We start from the raw sequence: 20,117 nt of genomic DNA, 5'->3' as shown, positions 1-20,117 counted from the left end.
GACCGCGGCACGGCCTCCCGACACTCGGTCCGCGCTAGAGATTTCTGAGGGTGCGGCGGCGCAGGAGTGCGAGGAGCAGCGCTCCGGCGGCGATGGTCCCGGCTCCGGCGAGGCCGATCGCGGTGAGGTCGTCGCCGGTCTCGGGCAGTTCGGGGCCGCCGGGGCCGGGTGCGGCGCCGGTGACGTCGAGGTGGAGGGCGGCGGTGTTGTCGGCGGGGTCGGCTTCGAAGTCGGGGTACTCGGGGAGGGCCGTGCCCAGGTGCTCGGGCGGGGTCTCCTCCCAGATCCGGGACTGTTCGAGCATCGAGATCGCGCCGTCGTTCGATACGGCGTCCTCGGTGATGCGGAAGTCGATCGGCAGGGGCGCTGCTTCGCCGGGGTCGAGGATTCCGGGTCCGAAGCAGAGGAGGTCGATGCGGTCGAGGCCGTACAGCGAGGCGTCGGGCGGCGGGTACTGGTAGTCGGGGTAGATGAGGCAGTAGTTGTCCATGTCGATGTCGAAGACGCCCGGTGGGATGCCGGGTCCCTGGTGGACGACTTCGAGTCCGGCGGGAAGGGTGATCGCCATGGTGAAGTTGCGCCCGCCGGTCTCGGGGTTCTCGTAGGCGACGGCTCCGGCCGGGCCGAGGTTCGTGTAGGCGAGGTCGGCGGTGAAGACGTCGCCGGGCGCGCCCTCGATGGTGTGGTCGGCGACGGCGATGTCGTAGGCGCCGTCGGCGACGGTGACGAGCATGTAGGGGTGCTGCTCGATGTCCTGGTCGTCGCTGGGTTCGAAGGCGAGGACGGTGTCGGCGTCGTCGGGTTCGGGGCCGTCGGCGGCTTCCGCGGGCAGGTCGCCGATGGTGAAGTCGTTGGCGAACGCCTTTTCGACGGCGTCTTCGGCGAGCGTGGTGGTGAGCGGGGCGGTGAGTTCGTAGACGACGCCGGGTTCGGGGGCGAAGTCCTCGAACGCGCAGTAGCCCTCGCCGCAGTTGGCGTAGTCGGCGGTCGTCGTCAGGTACCGGCCCGAGGTGAAGGTCAGCTGGACGCCGTGCTCGGGCGCGGTCGCCCCGTCGTACCGGAACTTCAGGGTCGAGGTGAAGGAGGCGCCGGGTTCGACGCCGGCCATGTCCTCGACCTGGAGCGTGTACGTCGCGGGATCGTCTTGCGCCTGCGCGGGCACCGCGACCAGCACCAGTCCGGCCGCGACCACCGCCGCCGCGATTCGGATGAGACGACGCTGTCTGTCCATTCGGGAAGGGCTCATGATTCCGACACGCGCGGCATCGGGCGGCCGTTGCACCCCCGGTGAACTTCCGGTGAACGCGGCGGTCAGGGTTCGGGGCGGAAGTCGTAGTAGGTCATGTTTCGGGGTTCGAGGAGGGCTTCGATGAAGAGGTCGGGGTGGTCGGGGGTGACCATGGCGCCGAGGCGTTGGAGGAGGATGCCGTCGGTGAGGTAGCCGCGGGCCATGCGGGCCCAGCGGTCGTCGAGAACGGTGAGGGTGATGCCGTCGGCGGTGCGGTCGTAGACGGCGACTTTGCGCATGCCGTCGGCTTGGAGGGCGTAGAAGCCGACCTTGTCGGGAATGCTGCTGGTCACGGTCTCGTCTCCCTTGCCACGTAGAGCGGGTGGGCCTCGGTGATGCGGCCGGGCCAGTTGGCGCCGGTGATGCCGCCGTTCTGTCGGATCTCGTCGAGGCGGCTGAGGGCGCCGTCGATCGCCGGCTCCTCCAAGCCTAGTCGCGCGAGGTCGTCGCCGAGGCGGTCGGAGTCGACGCGGTTGAGGCCGTCGACGATGTCCTGGTCCATGTAGGTGCCGTACTCGTTGGCGACGAAGTCGGAGCGGATGCCGCGGATCGGGCCGCGGTCGAAGGAGTCCTGGTCGACGGGGAAGCTGTAGCCGTGGTCGATGGGGACGACGCCGCCGTTCTGGTCGGTGAGGTAGTTGCCGTTGTGCCTGTCGCTGTTGCCGATCACGTAGTCGAGCACGGCCATGCGCTGCTGCTCGGAGGAGGTGTAGTCGCCGGGGTCGTTGCTCGGGGTGTTCGGCATCGCCATGCGCTGCAGCGAGCCCGGTCCTTGGGGCCCGTCCCAGTTGGTCGTGGCGGGGGTGAGGCCGAGCCCGAGGTGCCGGTCCACGACGGAGGCGCCGACCTCGCGCGGCGCCAGGCCGGAGGGCGGCACGCCGGTCACGGTCGTGGTGTCTTCGCCGGTCACGGGCTTGTAGAGGCCTTGCGACCCGTCCTCGAAGGTCACGACGTACGCCTCGTTGAGGTGCGCGTTGGCGTTCATCGGGGCGATGCTCTGGACGGCGAGGTCCATCGGGTCCGGCCAGGGTTCGGTGTGGTGGGTCCCGTGGGTCGCGCCGGAGGGGTGCGTCCCGGGAGGGTTGGCGGACGCGGAGGACGAGGGCCTCGGGGTGGCGCTCGTGTTGGAGGGGCGGGACGCGGTGATGCGGTCGCGGGTCGCGCGGGCGTCGTCGGCGTGGCTGCGGCCGGGGAGGGGGCTGCGGGGGCGGCTCGGGGCGCCGTCGTCCCCGCGGGTGTTCGGGGAGTCGGTGTCGGGGGTGCCGGTGCGGGGTGCGTCGGTCCCGTGGTGGCGGGTCATGGCTGCTCCGTTCCGCTTGGAGGCCAAGGGTCTCGCCCGGCCCGGCGGTGGCTGCGAACCAACAATATAGACGCTGTTCATCCATTGTGGGGGTCGCGCGTGGGGCGTCCGGCTCCTGGTGGGGGTAACGGGATCAGCGGGGCGGCATGGACCGAAGTTGGCACGTTCTAGGTCCAGCCGCGGCGGATCGGGCGGGTCGACTGCGTGGGCTCCTTGTCGCGGGTGCGGTACACGACGTAGGGCCGGAAGAGGTACCAGACGGGTGCGCTGAACGCGTGGACGAGGCGCGTGAACGGAAACAGCGCGAACAGGGCGAGGCCGATGAGCGCGTGGAGCTTGAACGCGCCGGTCGCGGCGCTCATGGCGGCAACGTCGGGCTGGAGGTAGAAGACGCTGCGGAACCACGGCGAGACGGTCTCGCGGTAGTCGGCCTCGTGCGCGCCGGTGAGGCCCGCGACGGCGCTGAGGAGGGTGGTGGCGATCCCGGCGAGGATCGCGGCGACGAGGACGAGGTACATGACCTTGTCGTTGACGGTGGTGGCGCTGAAGACCGGGCCGGTGGTGCGGCGTCGCCAGATGAGGAGCGCGATGCCGCCGAGGGTCGTCACGCCCGCGATGCCGCCCAAGGAGAGTGCGGTGACGTGGTACTGGTCGTTGGTGATGCCCGCGGCGTCGGTCCAGGACTCGGGGATGAGCAGGCCCACGACGTGGCCGACGATCACCACGAGGAGTCCGAAGTGGAACACGGGGCTGGCGATGCGCAGCAGCCGCGACTCGTACAGCTGCGAGGAGCGGGTGGTCCAGCCGAACCGGTCGTACCGGTACCGCCACACCGTCCCTCCGATGAGGACGGCGAGGACGACGTACGGCAGTGCGCCCCACAGCAGGTAGTCGACGGCGGTCGGGTTCATCTCGCGGCTCCGATCTTCGCGGGCATGCCGAGCGCCACCGCCCCGGAGGCGCCGGCGCCGTACGGGTCGAGCCCTACGTCCTCGGCGGGAGGTCCGGCGGCGGCCAGGCGGGCGGCCTCGCGGCGGGCTTCGTCGGGGGGCGGGAGGGTTGCGGCCACGGTGTCGAGGACAGCGGCGTACGCGCTGGCGCCCTCGTGGAGGGCGGCGCGCAGGAGCTCGATGCCGGGCTGGAACCGGACGAGGAGCCGTCCACCCGCCTCCACGTCCCCTCTGGCGGCGAATTCGAGCACCACTGCCAGGTGGTCGGGCAGTTCGGCGGCGTCGAGTCTCCAGCCGCAGGCGCCATAGATCTCCTTGATGCGCGCGAGGGCGTGCCCGCGCCTGCGGGTGTCGCCGTCGGTGTAGTAGGTCAGGTGGAGCGCCCTGCGGCGCTTGAGGTCGAAGGTCCGCACGTACTCGCGGCCGAGGTCGAGCGCGGTCTGGGCCCGCGCGTAGGAGCAGAACGCGGTGAGCGCCTCCCGCGCGTCGCCCGGTTCCAGTTCGGCCGCAGCGGCTTCCACCAGCGGCAGCCGCTCGAAGAACGCGGCGTCGGGGTAGCACAGGAGCATCGCGGCGGCCTGGCGGATCACGGCGGTCACCGGGCCTCACCGCTTCCTTTGAGGTGCTTGCCGTCCGAGGAGTTCTGGTCCGCGTCCTGCTTGTCCCTCTCGGGGAACAGCCCCGGCGGCCGGCCGTTGCCGTCCCAGTTCAGGAGGTTCAAGCGCCGCGCCGGACCCGAGCGCCCGTCGCTGGTCTGGCGGTCGCGCAGGGCGTGGAAGTTCTCCACGGACGCGGGCTGCGGCCGCCCCGACGCCTCCCCGAACGGCACGCCGCCGCCCATGCCGCCCATGCCGGGGCCGCCCTCGAAGTCGAGGCTGCACCCGATCTCGTCGATGACGCCGCGGTCGGCCTCGTCGACGCCGTACGCAGTCGGGATGACGTACCGGTCGTCGTACTTCGCGATCGCCAGCAGCCGGTACATCGCCTCGATCTCCGTGCCGCTCATGCCGACCGCCTCGGCGATCGACTCGTCGGGCTCCTGCCCGAGGTTGAGGCGACGCATGTACGCGCGCATCGCCGCGAGCTTCGCGAGCACCGCCTTCACCGGCTCCGGGTCGCCCGCGGTGAACAGCTCCGCGAGGTACTCGACGGGGATGCGCAGCGTGTCGATGGCCGCGAACAGGTTCCCGGCGTCCTCGCCGTCGTGCCCGGTCTCGCTCAGCGCGTCGACCACAGGGGACAGCGGCGGCACGTACCAGACCATCGGCATCGTCCGGTACTCCGGATGCAGCGGCAGCGCGATCCCGAACTCCTTGGCCAGCTTGTACACCGGCGAGCGCCGCGCCGACTCGATCCACCGCTCCGGGATGCCGTCGCGGATCGCCGCCGCGGCGACCTCCGGGTCGGACGGGTCGAGGAACACGTCGAGCTGCGCCGCGAGGAGGTCGTGCTCGTCCTTGACGGCGGCGGCCTTCCCCACCCGCTCGACGTCGTAGAGGATCACCCCGAGGTACCGCAGCCGCCCCACGCACGTCTCCGAGCACACCGTGGGCATCCCGACCTCGACGCGCGGATAGCAGAGCGTGCACTTCTCGGCCTTGCCGGTCTTGTGGTTGAAGTACACCTTCTTGTACGGGCACCCCGTCACGCACATGCGCCAGCCGCGGCACTTGTCCTGGTCCACCAGGACGATGCCGTCCTCGGCGCGCTTGTACATCGCCCCCGACGGGCACGACGCCACGCAGCTCGGGTTCAGGCAGTGCTCGCAGATGCGCGGCAGGTAGAACATGAACGACTGCTCGTACTCGAAGCGGACCTTGTCGCCGATCTTCTGCACGATCGGGTCGTTCGACGCCAGCTCCTCCCCGCCCGCGAGGTCGTCGTCCCAGTTCGCGGACCACTTGATCTGCATGGGGTCGCCGGTGAGGAGCGACCTGGGCCGCGCGCCGGGGATGTCGTCGCCCAGCGGCGCGGTCACGAGGTGCTCGTAGTCGTACGTCCAGGGCTCGTAGTAGTCCTGGATCGCGGGCATCTTCGGGTTCGCGAAGATCGTGGCGAGCTTCTTCAGCCGCCCGCCCGCGCGCGGCTTGAGACGCCCTGCGGCCGTGCGCTTCCATCCGCCCTGCCACCGCTCCTGGTCCTCGTGGCGGCGCGGGTACCCCTGGCCGGGGCGGGTCTCGACGTTGTTGAACCACACGTACTCGACGCCGGAGCGGTTCGTCCACGCCTGCTTGCACGTCACGGAGCACGTGTGGCAGCCGATGCACTTGTCGAGGTTCATGACCATGGCGACCTGGGCCATGACTTTGCCGATGCGGGCCATCAGTACGTCACCTCGGTGCTGCGCTTGCGGACCACCGTGACTTCGTCGCGCTGGTTGCCGGTGGGGCCGATGTAGTTGAACGCGTAGGAGAACTGCGCGTACCCGCCGATGAGGTGGGTCGGTTTGACGAGCAGGCGGGTGAGCGAGTTGTGGATGCCGCCGCGCTTCCCGGTGGTCTCGGTCTTCGGCACGTCCACGACCCGCTCCTGCGCGTGGTACATGTACACCGTGCCCTGCGGCATCCGGTGCGAGACGACGAGCCGCGCGGCCACCACGCCGTTGCGGTTGACGGCCTCGACCCAGTCGTTGTCCCCGGCGCCGATGGCCTCCGCGTCGGCGGGGCTCATCCAGATGTTGGGACCGCCGCGCGAGAGCGTGAGCATGAGCAGGTTGTCCTGGTACTCGGAGTGGATGGACCACTTCGAGTGCGGCGTCAGGTACCTGACGGCCACGGCCCGCTCCCCCGTCGGCCCGATCTCCGGCTCCCCGAACAGCGCCGCCATGTTCAGCGGCGGCCGGTAGACGGGCAGGGCCTCGCCGAACTCGTGCATCCAATCGTGGTCCACATAGCAGTGCATGCGCCCGGTGAGGGTGTGCCAGGGCTTGTCGTGCTCCAGGTTGATCGTGAACGGCGAGTACCGGCGGTCGTGCGCCTCCTTGCCCGACCACTCGGGGCTCGCGCCCACGGGCGTGGGCCCGTGCTGGGTGTCGGAGAAGACCACGCGGCGCTCGGACGCGCCGTGGATCAGCTCGTCGAAGTCGGTGCCGGTGCGGGCCGCGAGCCGCTCGAACCCCTGGGCCGCAAGGCGTCCGTTGCTGGTGCCGGAGAGCGCGAGGATCATCTCGCAGGCCTTGACGTCGGTGTCGATGAGCGGCCGCCCGATCGCCGGATGCTGCCGGGAGGCGCCGTTCCTGGCCGCGAGCCAGCCGATCTCGACGTCGGGTGTGAACGCGACGCCCTTGACGGGCAGGCCCTTCTCCTCGGCGAGCGGGCCCAGCGCGGCCATCTTCGCCGCCACGGCCGGGTAGTCGCGCTCGACGGCGATGATCGCGGGCATCGTCTTCCCCGGGACCGGCCGCCGCCCCTCGGCCTTCCAGTCGGGGGCGGTGCCGCCGGGCTGGGCGAGCTCGCCGGGGGTGTCGTGCTGGTGCGGGGCGGCGACGAGGTCGGTGGCGACCCCCAAGTGGTCCTCGGCGAGCTCCGAGAAGCGGCGGGCGAGCGCGTGGAAGGCCTCGAAGTCGGTGCGGGCCTGCCAGGGCGGGTCGATCGCGGGCGAGAACGCGTGCACATACGGGTGCATGTCCGTTGTGGACAGGTCGTGCTTCTCGTACCAGGTGGCGGCCGGGAGCACCAGGTCGGAGAGGAGCGTGGTGGACGTCATGCGGAAGTCCAGGGACAAGAGCAGGTCGAGTTTCCCCTGCGGCGCTCGGCCGTGCCACGTGACGTCGGCGGGCCGGTGGTCCGGCCCGGCCTCGGCGCCTTGCACGGAGTTCTGGGTGCCGAGGAGGTGCTTGAGGAAGTACTCGTCGCCCTTCGCGGAGGACCCGAACAGGTTGGCGCGCCACACGGTCAGGACCCGCGGCCAGTTCTCGGGGGCGTCCGGGTCCTCGGCGGCGAACCGCAGCTCCCCGGATTCGAGCTCGTCGGCGATGTACTCGCCGGGGGCCTTGCCCGCCTCCTTGGCCTCCTGCGCGAGCAGGAGCGGGTTGCGGTCGAACGTGGGGTACGAGGGCATCCAGCCCATGCGCGCGGAGGCCGCGACCATGTCGGCGGTGTGCGTGCCCGCCAAACGGTTCGGGCCCGCGGCCGACAGGAGCGCGTCGGCGTCGTACGTGTCGTAGCGCCACTGGTCGGTGTGCAGGTACCAGTAGGGCGTGGCGGCCATGAACCGCGCCGGGCGCGTCCAGTCCATCGCCGAGGCGTATGCGGCCCAACCGGTCTGGGTGCGGCACTTCTCCTGGCCGACGTAGTGCGCCCAGCCGCCGCCGTTCTTCCCCTGGCAGCCGGTGAGCAGCAGCAGGGTGAGGAACGAGCGGTACATGGTGTCGCCGTGAAACCACTGGTTCGTGCCCGCGCCGAGCACGATCATGGACCGGCCGCCCGAGTCCCTTGCGGTGGCGGCGAACTCGCGGGCGATCCGCGCGATCCGGTCGGCCTTCACGGAGGTCACCGACTCGGCCCACGCGGGCGTGCACGGCTCGGCCGCGTCCTCGTACCCGGTGGGCCAGCGCCCGGGCAGGCCCGGCCGCTGCACGCCGTACTGGGCCAGGAGCAGGTCGAACACGGTGGTGACGAGGCGGCCGCTGACGCGCCGGACCGGGACGCCGCGCTCCGTCAAATCGGCTTCGCCGTCGTTCGAGCTCACACTGTCGAAGCGAGGCAGGGAGATCGCCGCGGACTCGCCGCCCTCCGCGTACAAGGTCAGCGCGGGGGTCACCCCCTCCAGGTCGAGGTTCCACTTCCCGGGCTCGTCGTCGTTCCAGCGGGTCCCGAGGGTCCCGTTGGGCGCCACCGGCTCCCCGGTGGCCTCGTCGAGGAGCACCGGCTTCCACTCGGCGTACGGGTCGTCGGCGGCGTCGCTGCGCAGGAACTTCCCCGGCACGAGGCGGCCGCCGCGCTCCTCCAGCTCCACGAGGAACGGCAGGTCGGTGTACTTGCGCACGTAGGCGTCGAACGCCTCCGTGCGCTGCTCCACGAAATGCTCCTTGAGGATCACGTGGCCCATCGCCATGGCCATGGCGCCGTCGGTGCCCGGGTGCGGGGCGAGCCATTCGTCGGCGAACTTCGCGGCGTCGTTGTAGTCGGGGGCGACGGTGACGACCTTCTGGCCCCGGTAGCGGGCCTCGGCCATCCAGTGCGCGTCCGGGGTGCGGGTGACGGGGACGTTGGAGCCCCACAGGATCAGGTAGGCGGCGTCCCACCAGTCGCCGGACTCGGGCACGTCGGTCTGGTCGCCGAAGACCTGCGGGGAGGCGACGGGCAGGTCGGCGTACCAGTCGTAGAAGGAGAGCATGGACCCGCCGAGGAGGTTGACGAAGCGGGCGCCGACGCCGTGGGAGACCTGCGACATCGCGGGGATCGGGGAGAACCCCGCGATGCGGTCGGGCCCGTAGGCGCCGATGGCGTGGACGTGCGCGGCGGCGGCGATCTCGACGGCCTCGTCCCAGGTGATGCGCACGAGGCCGCCCTTGCCGCGGGCGGACTGGTAGCGGCGGCGCTTCTCGGGGTCGGCGGTGATCTCGGCCCACGCGGCGACCGGGTCGCCCAGGCGCGCTTTGGCCTCGCGGAACATCTCGACGAGGACGCCGCGCCCGTACGGGTAGCGGACGCGGGTCGGCGAGTACGTGTACCAGGAGAAGGCCGCGCCGCGGGGGCAGCCGCGGGGCTCGTACTCGGGCCGGTCGGGGCCCACGGACGGGTAGTCGGTCGCCTGGGTCTCCCAGGTGATGATGCCGTCCTTGACGTACACGTTCCAGGAGCACGAGCCCGTGCAGTTGACGCCGTGGGTGGAGCGGACGACCTTGTCGTGGGACCAGCGGTCGCGGTAGAACACGTCGCCTTCGCGGCCGCCGTCCTTGATGATCGCGCGCAGGTCGCCGGTGGCCTCGGAGCGGGTGAGGTGGACGCCGGTGCGCAGCAGCAGCGCGGAGGCGGGCCGGTCGGTTCGCGCCACGCTGGTCTCCCTCTCGGTCGCACGGCCCGCGCGGCAGCGCGGGAGTCCGCAGCCAGATTAGGGTCTTCAGCCTCCGCAAAGGGGACTAATCGGCATACTGTCCTCGGCAGTGGAGACCGCACCGAGGAGGCCGCCCGTGGGCACCACCGACACCGTGCAGCGCGGCGCCGGGAGGAACCTGGCGCTGGCGACGGCCGCGTTCGCGCTGACGTTCTGGGCGTGGAACCTCATCGGGCCGCTGTCGAAGACCTACGCGGACGACCTGGGCCTGAACCCGACGCAGACGTCGGTCCTCGTGGCGTTCCCGGTGCTGGTCGGCGCGGTGGGGCGCATCCCGGCGGGCATCCTCACCGACCGGTTCGGCGGCCGGACGATGCTCACGGCCGCGTGCTTCGCGTCGATCGTGCCGGTCCTGCTGGTGGGCCTGTCGGGCGGCTCGTTCGCGGCGCTGCTCGCGTCGGGGTTCCTGCTGGGCCTGGCGGGCACGTCGTTCGCGGTGGGCATCCCGTTCGTGAACGCCTGGTACCCGCCCGCGCGGCGCGGGTTCGCGACGGGCGTGTTCGGCGCGGGCATGGGCGGCACCGCGTTGTCGGCGTTCCTGACGCCGCGCCTGGTGGACGGCATGGGGCTGCTGCCGACGCACCTGCTCATGTGCGCGGCGCTCGCGGTGATGGGCCTGGTGTGCTGGGCGTTCGCGCGCGACGCTCCCCAGTGGAGCCCGAATGTCGATCCGGCGCTGCCGCGGCTGCGCGCGGTCGCGAAGCTCAAGGTCACGTGGCAGATGTCGCTGCTGTACGCCGTCGCGTTCGGCGGCTTCGTGGCGTTCTCCACGTACCTGCCGACGATGCTGGTGACCGCCTACGACCTGGCGCAGACCGACGCGGGCCTGCGCACGGCCGGGTTCAGCCTGGCCGCGGTGGTCGCCCGCCCGGCGGGCGGCATCCTCTCGGACCGGGTGGGGCCGTTGAAGATCTGCCTGACGTCGTTCTTCGGGGCGGCGATCATGGCGGTGCTCCTGTCGTTCCAACCGCCCCTTGAGGTGCCCGCGGGCGCGTGCTTCGTGCTCATGGCGCTGTTCCTGGGCCTGGGCACGGGCGGGGTGTTCGCGCTGGTCGCCGAACTGGTGGAGCCCGCGCGGGTCGGCGGCGTGACCGGGATCGTGGGGGCCGCGGGCGGCCTGGGCGGGTACTTCCCGCCGCTGGTGATGGGCGCGGTGTACCAGGCGACGGGCTCGTACGCGGTGGGGCTGCTGCTGCTGGCGCTGACGGCGCTGCTGGTCGGGGTGTTCACGCTGCGGGCGTTCCGCCGGCCGGCGGTCGCGCCGCGCCCGAAGCTGACCTGATTACTTCTCGGGAATGAAGCGGGCCGGGCCGGAATCCCTCTCAAGCAGGAGGAACCGGCCCGCGTGCGCGCTTAGGGTGAAGTCATGTTGGAAATCAAGGACCTGCACAAGCGGTTCGGCGACACCGTTGCCCTCGACGGGGTGTCGCTGTCGGCCGCCCCGGGCGAAGTCGTCGGATTCGTCGGCGCCAACGGGGCCGGGAAGACCACCACCATGCGCATCGCCATGGGCGTGCTCGCCGCCGACTCCGGCGAGATCGTCTACGACGGCGCGCGGCTCGGCGTCGAGCAGCGCCGCCGCTTCGGCTACATGCCCTCCGAGCGCGGCCTCTACCCCAAGATGAAGACCGGTGAGCAGGTCGCCTACTTCGGTGAGCTGCACGGGATGACGAAGGCCGCGGCGAAGCGCTCCGCCGCCGAGCTGCTGGAGCAGCTCAACCTCACCGAGCGGATGGGCGACTTCGTGCAGGACCTGTCGCTGGGCAACCAGCAGCGCGTCCAGCTCGCCGTCTCCCTCGTCCACGACCCCGAGGCGCTCATCCTCGACGAGCCGTTCTCCGGCCTCGACCCGATCGCGGTGGACGTCATGGGCGGCGCCCTGCGCGACCGCGCCGCCGCCGGGGCGCCCGTGATCTTCTCCAGCCACCAGCTCGACCTCATCGAGCGGCTCTGCGACTCCGTCGTCATCATCGGCAACGGCCGGATCATCGCGTCCGGGTCCGTGGAGGAGCTGAAGGCCAAGGAGGTCAAGCAGCTTCGCATCAGCGTCGAGTCCGACCGCGACCTGACCGCCGAGTTCACCGGCACCGTCACCCGCGACGGCGACGACTACCTCATCGAGGACGGCGACGACCAGGAGGCCCTGCGCATCGCCGCGGCCGCCGGGCGCGTCACCCGCTTCGCCTACGACCAGCCCACCATCGCCGAGATCTTCCGAGAGGCCGTGACCCGATGACGCAGAACGAACCGTCGAGGATGCGCGGGCTCATGCTCGTCGCCGGGCGCGAGATCCGCGTCCGCGGCCTGTCGAAGTCCAACATCGTCAGCCTCATCGTCACCGTCGTCATCGTCGGCGTCCTCGCGGCGCTGCCGAGCCTCATCGGCGGCGGCTCCGACGACGAGAAGATCGGCCTCGCCGGGGACACCGCCCCCGCGATGCAGGCCCAGTTGGAGGCCATGGGCGGCTTCGACATCACGGTGTACGACACCGCCGCCGAAGCGGAGCAGGCCGTCGAGGACGAGACCGTGGACTCGGCCGTCGCCGACGGCTCGCTCTACAGCCGCGACGGGGTCGGCAACGAGGTCGAGGCGAAGATCGACGCCGCCTGGCAGGCCGCGAGCGTCCAGACGAACCTCTCGGACGCCGGGCTCAGCGACCAGCAGATCGCCGACGCGCTCACCGTGCAGCCCCTGGAGTGGGTGACCCTGGAGTCCGAGGGCGGCGTCGGCAGCACGCTCGACTACTTCACCGGCCTGATCATCTCCATCATCATGTTCATGATGCTCATGACCCCCGTGCAGTACATCGCCATGGGCGTCGTCGAGGAGAAGTCCAGCCGCATCGTCGAGATCCTCCTGACCAGCCTCAAACCGTGGCAGCTCCTCGGCGGCAAGGTCATCGGCCTCGGCGTGATCTCCCTGGTCAACCTCATCGCGATGGTCGCCGTCGGCCTCGGCGTCTCGGCCGCCACCGGGATGCTCTCCGATCTGCCCGCGGGCACCGCCTCCGCGGCGGTCTCCACGATCGGCTGGTGGCTCATCGCGTTCGCCCTGTTCGGCACGCTCGCCGGCGGCGTCGGCTCGCTCGTGTCGCGCCAGGAGGAGTCCGGGTCGGTCCTGACCCCGCTCATCATGTCGCTGACGCTCAGCTACCTCGGCGCGATCTTCCTGCTCAACGCGCCGACGAGCACGTTCGCGGAGATCCTGTCGATCGTCCCGCCGTTCTCCGGCATCGCGATGCCCACCCGCATGGCGATCACCGACGTCCCGGCCTGGCAGATCGGCCTCTCCGGAGTGCTCCTCGCGCTCGCCGCGGCCGGGGCGCTCGCCCTCGGCTCGCAGCTCTACAAGCGGTCCGTGCTCTACACGGGCTCGCGCATGAAGATCAGCGAGGCGCTGCGCCGAGCCGCCTAGCGCCGCAACACCAACCGCGGGCCCTATATCCTATAGGATATAGGGCCCGCGGTTCGCGTCCGTGAAGTAAGGCGGCCTTACTCCGTCAGGAACAGGAAGTAGCCGATCGAGGCGAGCATGAGCACCCAGGCGATCGGGTGGACCTCCCGCCAGCGGCCCTTGGCGGCCATCATGATCGGGAAGAACACCAGGCCCAGGGCGATGCCGTTGGAGATGGAGTAGGTCAGCGGCATCGCGGCGACGATGAGGAACGCCGGGATCGCGTACTCCAGCTTCGCCCACTCGATCTCGCCGAGCGCCTTCGCCATGAGCACGCCCACGATGATGAGCGCGGGCGCGGTGACCGCCGGGTTGTTCGCGACCAGGCCGAACACCGGGAACGCCACGAGCGACACGATGAACCAGAACCCGGTCGTCACGGCCGTGAGGCCGGTCCGGCCGCCGACCGAGACGCCCGCGGTCGACTCGATGTACGCGGTCGTGGTCGAGGTGCCGAGGACGGCGCCCGCGGAGGTCGCGATCGAGTCGGTGGCGAGGGCGCGGCCCGCGCGCGGCAGCTTGCCGTCCTTGACGAGCCCGGCCTGCCCGGCGACGGCGAACAGCGTCCCGGCGGTGTCGAAGAAGTCCACGAACAGCATGGTCAGGATGACCGCGATCATGTGGACGGTGAACGCGTCCTCGAAGCCGGTGAAGGCCGCGCCGAACGAGTCGAGGTTCGGGGTGAAGCCCTCGGCCAGCTTGAAGTCGATGACGCCGGTGAGGACACCCAGGACCAGCGTGGCGAGCATCCCGTAGAACACGCCGCCCTTCCAGCCCAGGACCATGAACACGGCCGTGGCGACCAGGCCGAACACGGTGAGCAGCACGGTGCCGGAGGTGAAGTCGCCGATCGTCACGAGCGTGGCCTCGGAGCCGACGACGATGCCGCCGCCCTTGAGGCCGATGAACGCGATGAACAGGCCGATGCCCGCGCCGACCGCGAGCTTCAGCTGCGCCGGGATCGCGTTGATGATCGACTCGCGCGCGCCGGTGACGGCGAGGACGAAGAACAGCACGCCCGAGACGAGCGTGCCGGTCAGCGCGGTCTGCCACGGGATGCCGAGGGTCATGACCACGGTGAAGGCGAAGAACGCGTTGAGTCCCATGCCGGGGGCGGTGGCGATGGGGTAGCGGGCCCACAGGCCCATGACGAGGCAGCCGAGCGCCGAGGCGAGCGCGGTCGCGGTGAACACGGCGCCCGGGTTCGGGGCGTCGAACCCGGCCTCGGACAGGCCGAAGCTGAGGATGCCGGGGTTGACGGCGAGAATGTAGGCCATGGCCAGGAACGTGGTGGTCCCGGCGAGGACCTCGCGTCTCCAGTTGGTCTTGTTCTCGGTCATCCCGAAGTATTGGTCGAGGCGCCCGGACTGGGGCGCCTCCTTCTTGTCTTTGGCTTCAGTGGCCATGTCTCGGGCACTCCTGTGCAGGCGAGTCTTCGGATGCCGGGCAGCTGGCACCCCGGGGACCAGGGTAAATGGATAGGCGCTGAACCTGCGGGTAATGTACCGGGTCCGCCACGGAAAGAAAAGCGAGCTGGCCTCGAAGTTGTGAGTTTTACACAGTCTTCACGGGGCGGGCACACGCTTCGGGGGCCGGGGACAAGGCGACGCCCCGGAGCCAAGGGGGGGACGGCTCCGGGGCGTCGACTTAGGGTCGAGCCCCCGGTGGCAGGATTCCGGGGGCTCGACAAGGACCGCACCGTCAAGCAGCGGGCGGTAGTCGGAGGTCTCGCCCCGGCGCAGAGGCGCCGGGCTTCCTGCCCTGAGACAACTGCTAAACGCGGCGGCGTCTTGTGCGGTTGCATAACGGTTCGATAACGGGCGCGGCTTTTCTCACGGCCGCGCCCGCACGCTCCTACTCCTCGTCCGGCTCAGTCCTGCGGCGCAGGACGACGAGGATCACGATCCCCGCGAGGATCACGATGCCGCCGCCGACCAGGAAGTAGGTCAGCGACGAACCCGTGGTCGGCAGCTGCGAGACCGGCGTGGTCGAGGCCCCGGCGGGCGCACTGCTCGTCGCGGCCGGCTCGGAGCTGGACTCGGCCGGGCCCTCCGAGGTCGGGGCCTCGGAGGACGGCTCGTCCGTGGTCGGCCCCTCGGACGAGGGCTCGTCGGTCGTCGGGCCCTCCGAGGACGGCTCGTCGGTGGTCGGGCCTTCGGAAGAGGGCTCGTCCGTGGTGGGCGCGTCGGTCGTGGGCTCCTCGGTGGTCGGTGCCTCCGTTGACGGTTCCTCGGTCGTGGGCGCCTCGGTGGAGGGCTCCTCCGTAGTCGGCGCCTCCGTCGAAGGCTCCTCGGTCGTCGGGGCCTCCGTGGACGGCTCCTCAGTCGTGGGCGCCTCGGTGGAGGGCTCCTCCGTGGTCGGGACCTCGGTCGAGGGCTCCTCGCTCGGGGTCTCCTCTCCCGGGGGCTCCTCGGTGGCCGGGCAGGTGTGCGTCAGGTTGAAGCGGTTCTTGCCGTCGCGGTCGCGCTTGATCTCCGCCTCGGCGTCGATGAGGGTCAGGCCCGCGGGCGTGATGATGTACGCCTTGTTGTTCCCCGAACCCGAGACGATCCCGCCGTCGTCGTTCGTGTTGTAGCGCAGCGTGTTGCCGTCCTCGTCCTGGAAGACGGCCTCGATGTACCTGAAGTTCCCCTCGGCCCTGACGTCGCCGGGGAGCACGAACACCCAGCCGTCGAGCCAGTCCTCGGTGTCCCGCGGGATCTGGTCGCAGCTGTTCTTGAAGTCCTCGGCGGTCGTGGGCACGTTGCCTTGGTTGATGTAGATCGTCTGGGTCCCGCCCGCGAGCGCGGGGACGGCGAAGGCGAGCGCGACGGCTCCCGCCAGACCGGCCGCGGCCGCGGCGCTGAATGCCTTCTGTCGGCGTGTGAATCTCAAGGGAGTGCTCTCCGTGATGGGTCGTCGGAGGTGTCGAACGTGCCGGGGTCCGACTGCGCCTGGGCCAGGCGCGGACGCAGTGTTCACGCCCCCGACGTCACGGGAGTTGCGGTTCCATGAGGCTGATTCAGAATTCGCCCGAACGGCTGACCTGCCAATTCACCGCGAAATCGGCGGAAGGGGCCGAAGCGCCGGGGGCAAGAGCGCCGCACCCGGGCCGGATCGTAGATCCTATAGGATATAGGAATGCCGCAAGCACTGAAGCTGAGCTATGACAAACCCGCGGAAGCCTGGCACGAGGGTCTCCCCTTGGGCAACGGCCGGGTCGGGGCGATGCTCGTCGGGGACCGGATCGAGCTGAACGAGGACGGATTCTGGTCCGGGGACGGCAACAAGGGCGTCCCCGACGGCGTCGAGGGCGTCGCCGCCGAGGCCGCGGAGCTGGTGCGCCGCGGCGAGTTCCACGCCGCCGACCAGCTCATCACCAGGCTCCAGGGCCCGAGCACCCAGGCGTACCAGCCCGCGGGCGCGTTCACCGCCATCCACACCGGCGGCGGGGGCGAGCACCGCGAGCTCGACCTGCGCGACGGCGTCGCGACCACCGTGCGCGGGCGGGTCCGCCAGGAGGCGTTCGCATCGGTCGCCTACGGCGTCATCGCGATCCGTTGGAGCGCCGAGGAGCCCTTCGACCTCGACCTGGGCTTCGAGTGGCCGCACGAGGGCGGCTCCAGCGCCGCCGACTACGACGAGCTGAGCTTCACCGGGCACGCCCCCGCCGACGTCCACAAGGAGGGCGGCGGCAGCGACTACTCCACGGTCGAGGGCGTGCGCCGGCTCGGCCTCAACGCGCAGCTGCGCTGCGACGGCGACCTGGCCCCCGCCGAGGGCGGGCACCGCTTCACCGGCTGCCGCGAGGTCGAGGTCTTCCTCGCGCTGCACTCCGACTTCGACGAGTCCGCGGCCCTGGACCGGGCGCAGTCCGACGCCCGGCGCGCGGCCGCGAACGGCTGGAAGGCGCTCCTCGCCGACCACCTCGCATCGCACCGGGCCGTCATGGACCGCGTCGGCCTCGACCTTCCGCAGGGCACTGCGGGCGACTCCACCGCCGAGCGGCTGCGCCGCCGCGCCTCCGGCGAACCGGACGAGGGGCTCGCGGTCCTCGCGTTCCAGTTCGGCCGCTACCTCCTCGCCGCGTCCTCGCGCCCCGGCACGCAGGCCGCGAACCTCCAGGGCATCTGGAACAGCGAGGTCCGGCCGCCGTGGAACTGCGACTACACCACCAACATCAACGTCGAGATGAACTACTGGCCCGCCGAGACCTGCGGCCTCCCGGAGTTCCACGGCCCCCTGTTCGACCTCGTGGACGAGCTCGCCGTCCCCGGCGCCGAGACCGCGCGGAAGCTCTACGGCGCGGGCGGCTGGTGCTGCCACCACAACACCGACTACTGGCGGCTGACCACCCCGGTCGACGGGCGCGCGTGCTGGCAGGCGTGGCCGATGGGCGGCCTGTGGCTGTCGATGCACGTCGCCGAGCACTGGCGGTTCGGCCGCGACGAGGAGTTCCTCGCCGACCGGCTCCCCGCGGTCCTGGGCGCGGCCCGCTTCGCGTACGACCGGCTCTCAGAGGGCAGCGACGGCACCCTCGTGACGAACCCGGCGTCGAGCCCGGAGAACGAGTTCGTCACGCCCGCAGGGAACTCCGCGCTGGACGAGTCCACCGGGATGGACGCGACCCTCGTGCGCGAGCTGTTCGCGTTCGTCGTGGAGGCCGCCGACGTCGTCGCCGAGACCCTCCACGGCGAGGACCTCCAGCTCGTCATGGACATCGAGGCGGCCCTGCCGCGCCTGGCGGGCCCGAAGATCGGCGCCGACGGGCGGCTCCTCGAATGGGCCGCCGAGCGCGAGGAGGCCGAGCCGCACCACCGCCACGTCTCGCACCTGTACGGGGTCTTCCCCGGCGACTCGTTCGCCGACTCCCCCGAGCTGCTGGACGCGGCCCGCAAGAGCCTCGAAGCGCGCGGCGACGCCGGGACCGGATGGTCGCTCGCGTGGAAGACCGCGCTGTGGGCGCGCCTGGGCGACGGCGACCGGGCGCACCGCCTGCTCGGGGAGTTCCTGACCCCCGTGGGCTTCCGCGGCGCGGGCGCCGAGTACGCCGACGGCGGCGTCTACTCCTCGCTGCTGTGTGCGCACCCGCCGTTCCAGATCGACGGGAACTTCGGGACGACCGCGGCGATCGCGGAGATGCTCGTGCAGTCGCACCGCGCCGTCGACGGCGAGCCGGTGATCGAGCTGCTCCCGGCGCTGCCGTCCGCGTGGCCCGACGGGGAGGTCCGGGGTCTGCGGGCCCGCGGCGGGGTGACCGTGGAGCGACTCGCGTGGCGCGGCGGCGCGGTGACCGCGGTGGAGCTGGCGTCGAGCGTGGACGTGCGGGTCCGCGTGCGCCGCGGCGGCGCGGACGACCTCGCCGTGAGGCTCGACGCCGGCGTCCCGTGGGCCGCCGACGTCTGAAGTCTTTGAGAGCAGAGGGGAGCGGCTGGGGTCCGATCGGACTCCGGCCGCTTTGGTATGAAGGTTGACCCGCTAGCAGGTCGTGTCGACGCTCGCCTGTCCCACGGCGACGCCGCAGACCGACCAGTGGAACGCACCGGTCGTGTCGGCGTTCACCAGCGAGATCCCGCTTCCGGGACCCACCGGCTCCTTCGGGCCGTCGATCGAGTTGTCGCATTCGAAGCCCTCGGACTGGGCCGCGACCGCGATCCCGCAGACCTGCCACTTCGCGAAGTCGCGCAGGTCGATGTTGGCGACCGACGGCATGCCCGCGGCGTCCGGGGACTCCGGGACGGTATGGCCCGTCGCCTCGATCTCGTCCGCCGAAGGCGAGCCGAGAACGGTGCCGCAGGCCGTGGCGGTGAGCGCACCGACCTGGTCGGCCTCGCAGACACCGGGCAGCACCGAGTCGTGCTCGGACTCCACAGTGGCGAGCGTCAGCCAGTCGGGGGTGGACGCCTGGGCGGCCCCTCCCGTGAACGCGGCCGCTGCCGCGGCTGCGGCGGCCGAGACCGCCACCATGGTGGTGTTGCGCATGTTCCTACCCTTGTCTCTCGCCTGAACCGTTCAGCGCGGTCGGACTAGTAGTCGCCCTGGTCGTCGCCCTTGGACGGGTGGTCGTCGTCGTCCGAGACGTGGTCGGCGTTGAGGCACTGCTGGTCGAGCGAGGGCGCGACGCCGACGTTCTGGCCGCAGATCTGCCAGTGGGCGGCGCTCGACGCGTCGAGGTTGCCCAGGGAGGTCGAGCCCGCGTTGACGCCCGAGCCCGCGTTGTCCCCGAAGTGGTCGCGGTTGTCGCAGACCTGGCCGAAGGACTGGGTCAGCACGTTCTGGCCGCAGATCTGCCAGTGCGCGGCCGACGAGGCGTCCACGTTCACGGCGGAGACGTCCCCGGCGTTGACGCCCGAGCCCTGGTCTTCGCCGAAGTGGTCGCGGTTGTCGCAGCTCTGGTCGTACGACGTGGTCAGGATGTTCTGGCCGCAGATCTGCCAGTGCGCCGCGTCCGAGGCGTCGATGTTGACCAGGGAGACCGGGCCGGCGTTGACGCCGGAGGCCGCGGCCATGACGGGCGAGGCCGCACCGAGGGCGGCGACGGCGCCGGCAGCGGCGGCCGTGACGGCGAGGATCTTGCGCATGTGATGAGTTCCTTTCGTGAAAGACGGGGCGGGCCCTCAGGTCGAGAGCCCGCCCCCGGTCGAATTACTCGGCCGCGTGGGTCAGGTGGTCGTAGTTCTTGCACTCCTGGTCGAGCGACGGCGCGACGCCGACGTTCTGGCCGCAGATCTGCCAGTGGGCGGCGTCCGAGATGTCCAGGTTGCCGAGCGACACGTCGCCCGCCTGCACGCCGGACTGCGGGCCCATACCGATGTGGTCGCGGTTGTCGCAGTCCTGGCCGAAGGACTGGGTCAGCACGTTCTGGCCGCAGATCTGCCAGTGCGCCGCGCTGGAGGCGTCGATGTTCACCAGGCTGACCGGGCCCGCCCAGACGCCCGAGTTCTGGGCCATGGCGGTGCCGGCGGAGCCGAGAGCGGCGACCGCTCCGGCAGCAGCGGCGGTGACGGCGAGAGCCTTGCGCATTGTTTGTTCCCCGTTCTGTGTCGGATTACTTGGTTGCCCCCTCGGCGGGCCGTCCGCATCGGACGGC

The 20,117-nt window shown here is 71.0% G+C and carries 16 protein-coding genes; 4 read left to right on the top strand and 12 right to left on the bottom strand.

What is annotated here, in order from left to right; translation table 11 throughout:
* Window positions 1-34 precede the first annotated feature (34 nt).
* From ACFFXY_RS05620 to ACFFXY_RS05590, 7 genes are all read right to left on the bottom strand, one after another.
* Window positions 35-1,231 carry an LPXTG cell wall anchor domain-containing protein gene (locus ACFFXY_RS05620; protein WP_382346793.1) on the bottom strand — a complete coding sequence of 399 codons (1,197 nt, stop codon included), beginning with the start codon at window positions 1,229-1,231 and terminating at the stop codon, window positions 35-37.
* A gap of 80 nt (window positions 1,232-1,311) precedes the next feature.
* On the bottom strand, window positions 1,312-1,581 hold the full coding sequence (locus ACFFXY_RS05615) for a hypothetical protein (RefSeq protein WP_382346790.1): 270 nt from the start codon (window positions 1,579-1,581) through the stop codon (window positions 1,312-1,314).
* Entirely contained in the window at window positions 1,578-2,588 is a 1,011-nt protein-coding gene (locus tag ACFFXY_RS05610) for a hypothetical protein (protein WP_382346787.1), read from the bottom strand. The genes ACFFXY_RS05615 and ACFFXY_RS05610 overlap by 4 nt, the downstream gene beginning before the upstream one ends.
* Window positions 2,589-2,755: 167 nt before the next feature.
* Window positions 2,756-3,499, bottom strand: coding sequence for a respiratory nitrate reductase subunit gamma (gene narI / locus ACFFXY_RS05605; RefSeq protein WP_382346784.1), 744 nt, complete (start codon window positions 3,497-3,499; stop codon window positions 2,756-2,758).
* Window positions 3,496-4,107 (bottom strand): nitrate reductase molybdenum cofactor assembly chaperone, encoded by a 612-nt coding sequence (narJ, locus tag ACFFXY_RS05600; RefSeq protein ID WP_382347405.1) that lies wholly within the window; start codon window positions 4,105-4,107, stop codon window positions 3,496-3,498. Before narJ ends, narI begins: the two co-directional genes overlap by 4 nt.
* A 26-nt stretch (window positions 4,108-4,133) precedes the next feature.
* A complete protein-coding gene (narH, locus tag ACFFXY_RS05595) occupies window positions 4,134-5,861 on the bottom strand; it encodes a nitrate reductase subunit beta (RefSeq protein ID WP_382346781.1) in 1,728 nt (575 codons plus the stop codon).
* Window positions 5,861-9,535 carry a nitrate reductase subunit alpha gene (locus ACFFXY_RS05590; RefSeq protein WP_382346778.1) on the bottom strand — a complete coding sequence of 1,225 codons (3,675 nt, stop codon included), beginning with the start codon at window positions 9,533-9,535 and terminating at the stop codon, window positions 5,861-5,863. The genes narH and ACFFXY_RS05590 overlap by 1 nt, the downstream gene beginning before the upstream one ends.
* Window positions 9,536-9,671: 136 nt before the next feature.
* Here ACFFXY_RS05590 and ACFFXY_RS05585 point away from each other — a divergent pair, with 136 nt between their 5' ends.
* The 3 genes from ACFFXY_RS05585 (at window position 9,672) to ACFFXY_RS05575 (ending at window position 13,009) form a co-directional block, all read left to right on the top strand.
* Entirely contained in the window at window positions 9,672-10,877 is a 1,206-nt protein-coding gene (locus tag ACFFXY_RS05585; RefSeq protein ID WP_382346775.1) for a nitrate/nitrite transporter, read from the top strand.
* 84 nt (window positions 10,878-10,961) lie between these two features.
* A complete protein-coding gene (locus ACFFXY_RS05580) occupies window positions 10,962-11,831 on the top strand; it encodes an ABC transporter ATP-binding protein (RefSeq protein WP_382346772.1) in 870 nt (289 codons plus the stop codon).
* A complete protein-coding gene (locus tag ACFFXY_RS05575; RefSeq protein ID WP_382346770.1) occupies window positions 11,828-13,009 on the top strand; it encodes an ABC transporter permease in 1,182 nt (393 codons plus the stop codon). Before ACFFXY_RS05580 ends, ACFFXY_RS05575 begins: the two co-directional genes overlap by 4 nt.
* 77 nt (window positions 13,010-13,086) lie before the next feature.
* Here the strand turns inward: ACFFXY_RS05575 and ACFFXY_RS05570 are convergent, their stop codons facing one another.
* Together ACFFXY_RS05570 and ACFFXY_RS05565 are read right to left on the bottom strand one after the other, a co-directional pair.
* The gene (locus ACFFXY_RS05570) at window positions 13,087-14,454 is read right to left on the bottom strand and encodes an NCS2 family permease (RefSeq protein WP_382346767.1); all 1,368 of its coding nucleotides are present in this window, start codon (window positions 14,452-14,454) and stop codon (window positions 13,087-13,089) included.
* 448 nt (window positions 14,455-14,902) lie between these two features.
* The gene (locus ACFFXY_RS05565) at window positions 14,903-15,922 is read right to left on the bottom strand and encodes an LPXTG cell wall anchor domain-containing protein (RefSeq protein ID WP_382346764.1); all 1,020 of its coding nucleotides are present in this window, start codon (window positions 15,920-15,922) and stop codon (window positions 14,903-14,905) included.
* Window positions 15,923-16,168: 246 nt separating this feature from the next.
* Here ACFFXY_RS05565 and ACFFXY_RS05560 point away from each other — a divergent pair, with 246 nt between their 5' ends.
* A complete protein-coding gene (locus ACFFXY_RS05560; RefSeq protein ID WP_382346761.1) occupies window positions 16,169-18,433 on the top strand; it encodes a glycosyl hydrolase family 95 catalytic domain-containing protein in 2,265 nt (754 codons plus the stop codon).
* 72 nt (window positions 18,434-18,505) lie between these two features.
* Here ACFFXY_RS05560 and ACFFXY_RS05555 read toward each other — a convergent pair whose 3' ends face one another.
* From ACFFXY_RS05555 to ACFFXY_RS05545, 3 genes are all read right to left on the bottom strand, one after another.
* Window positions 18,506-19,009 carry a hypothetical protein gene (locus tag ACFFXY_RS05555; RefSeq protein WP_382346758.1) on the bottom strand — a complete coding sequence of 168 codons (504 nt, stop codon included), beginning with the start codon at window positions 19,007-19,009 and terminating at the stop codon, window positions 18,506-18,508.
* A gap of 44 nt (window positions 19,010-19,053) precedes the next feature.
* Window positions 19,054-19,608, bottom strand: a complete 555-nt coding sequence (locus ACFFXY_RS05550) for a hypothetical protein (RefSeq protein ID WP_382346755.1) — start codon at window positions 19,606-19,608, stop codon at window positions 19,054-19,056.
* A 64-nt stretch (window positions 19,609-19,672) separates the two neighbouring features.
* A complete protein-coding gene (locus tag ACFFXY_RS05545; RefSeq protein WP_359950706.1) occupies window positions 19,673-20,050 on the bottom strand; it encodes a hypothetical protein in 378 nt (125 codons plus the stop codon).
* Window positions 20,051-20,117 lie beyond the last annotated feature (67 nt).

It is taken from the genome of Glycomyces mayteni (assembly GCF_042428885.1).
GTDB lineage: Bacteria > Actinomycetota > Actinomycetes > Mycobacteriales > Micromonosporaceae > Glycomyces > Glycomyces mayteni.
The sequence above is the reverse complement of the archived record's forward strand: the minus strand, read 5'-3'. Positions and strand labels throughout refer to the sequence as shown.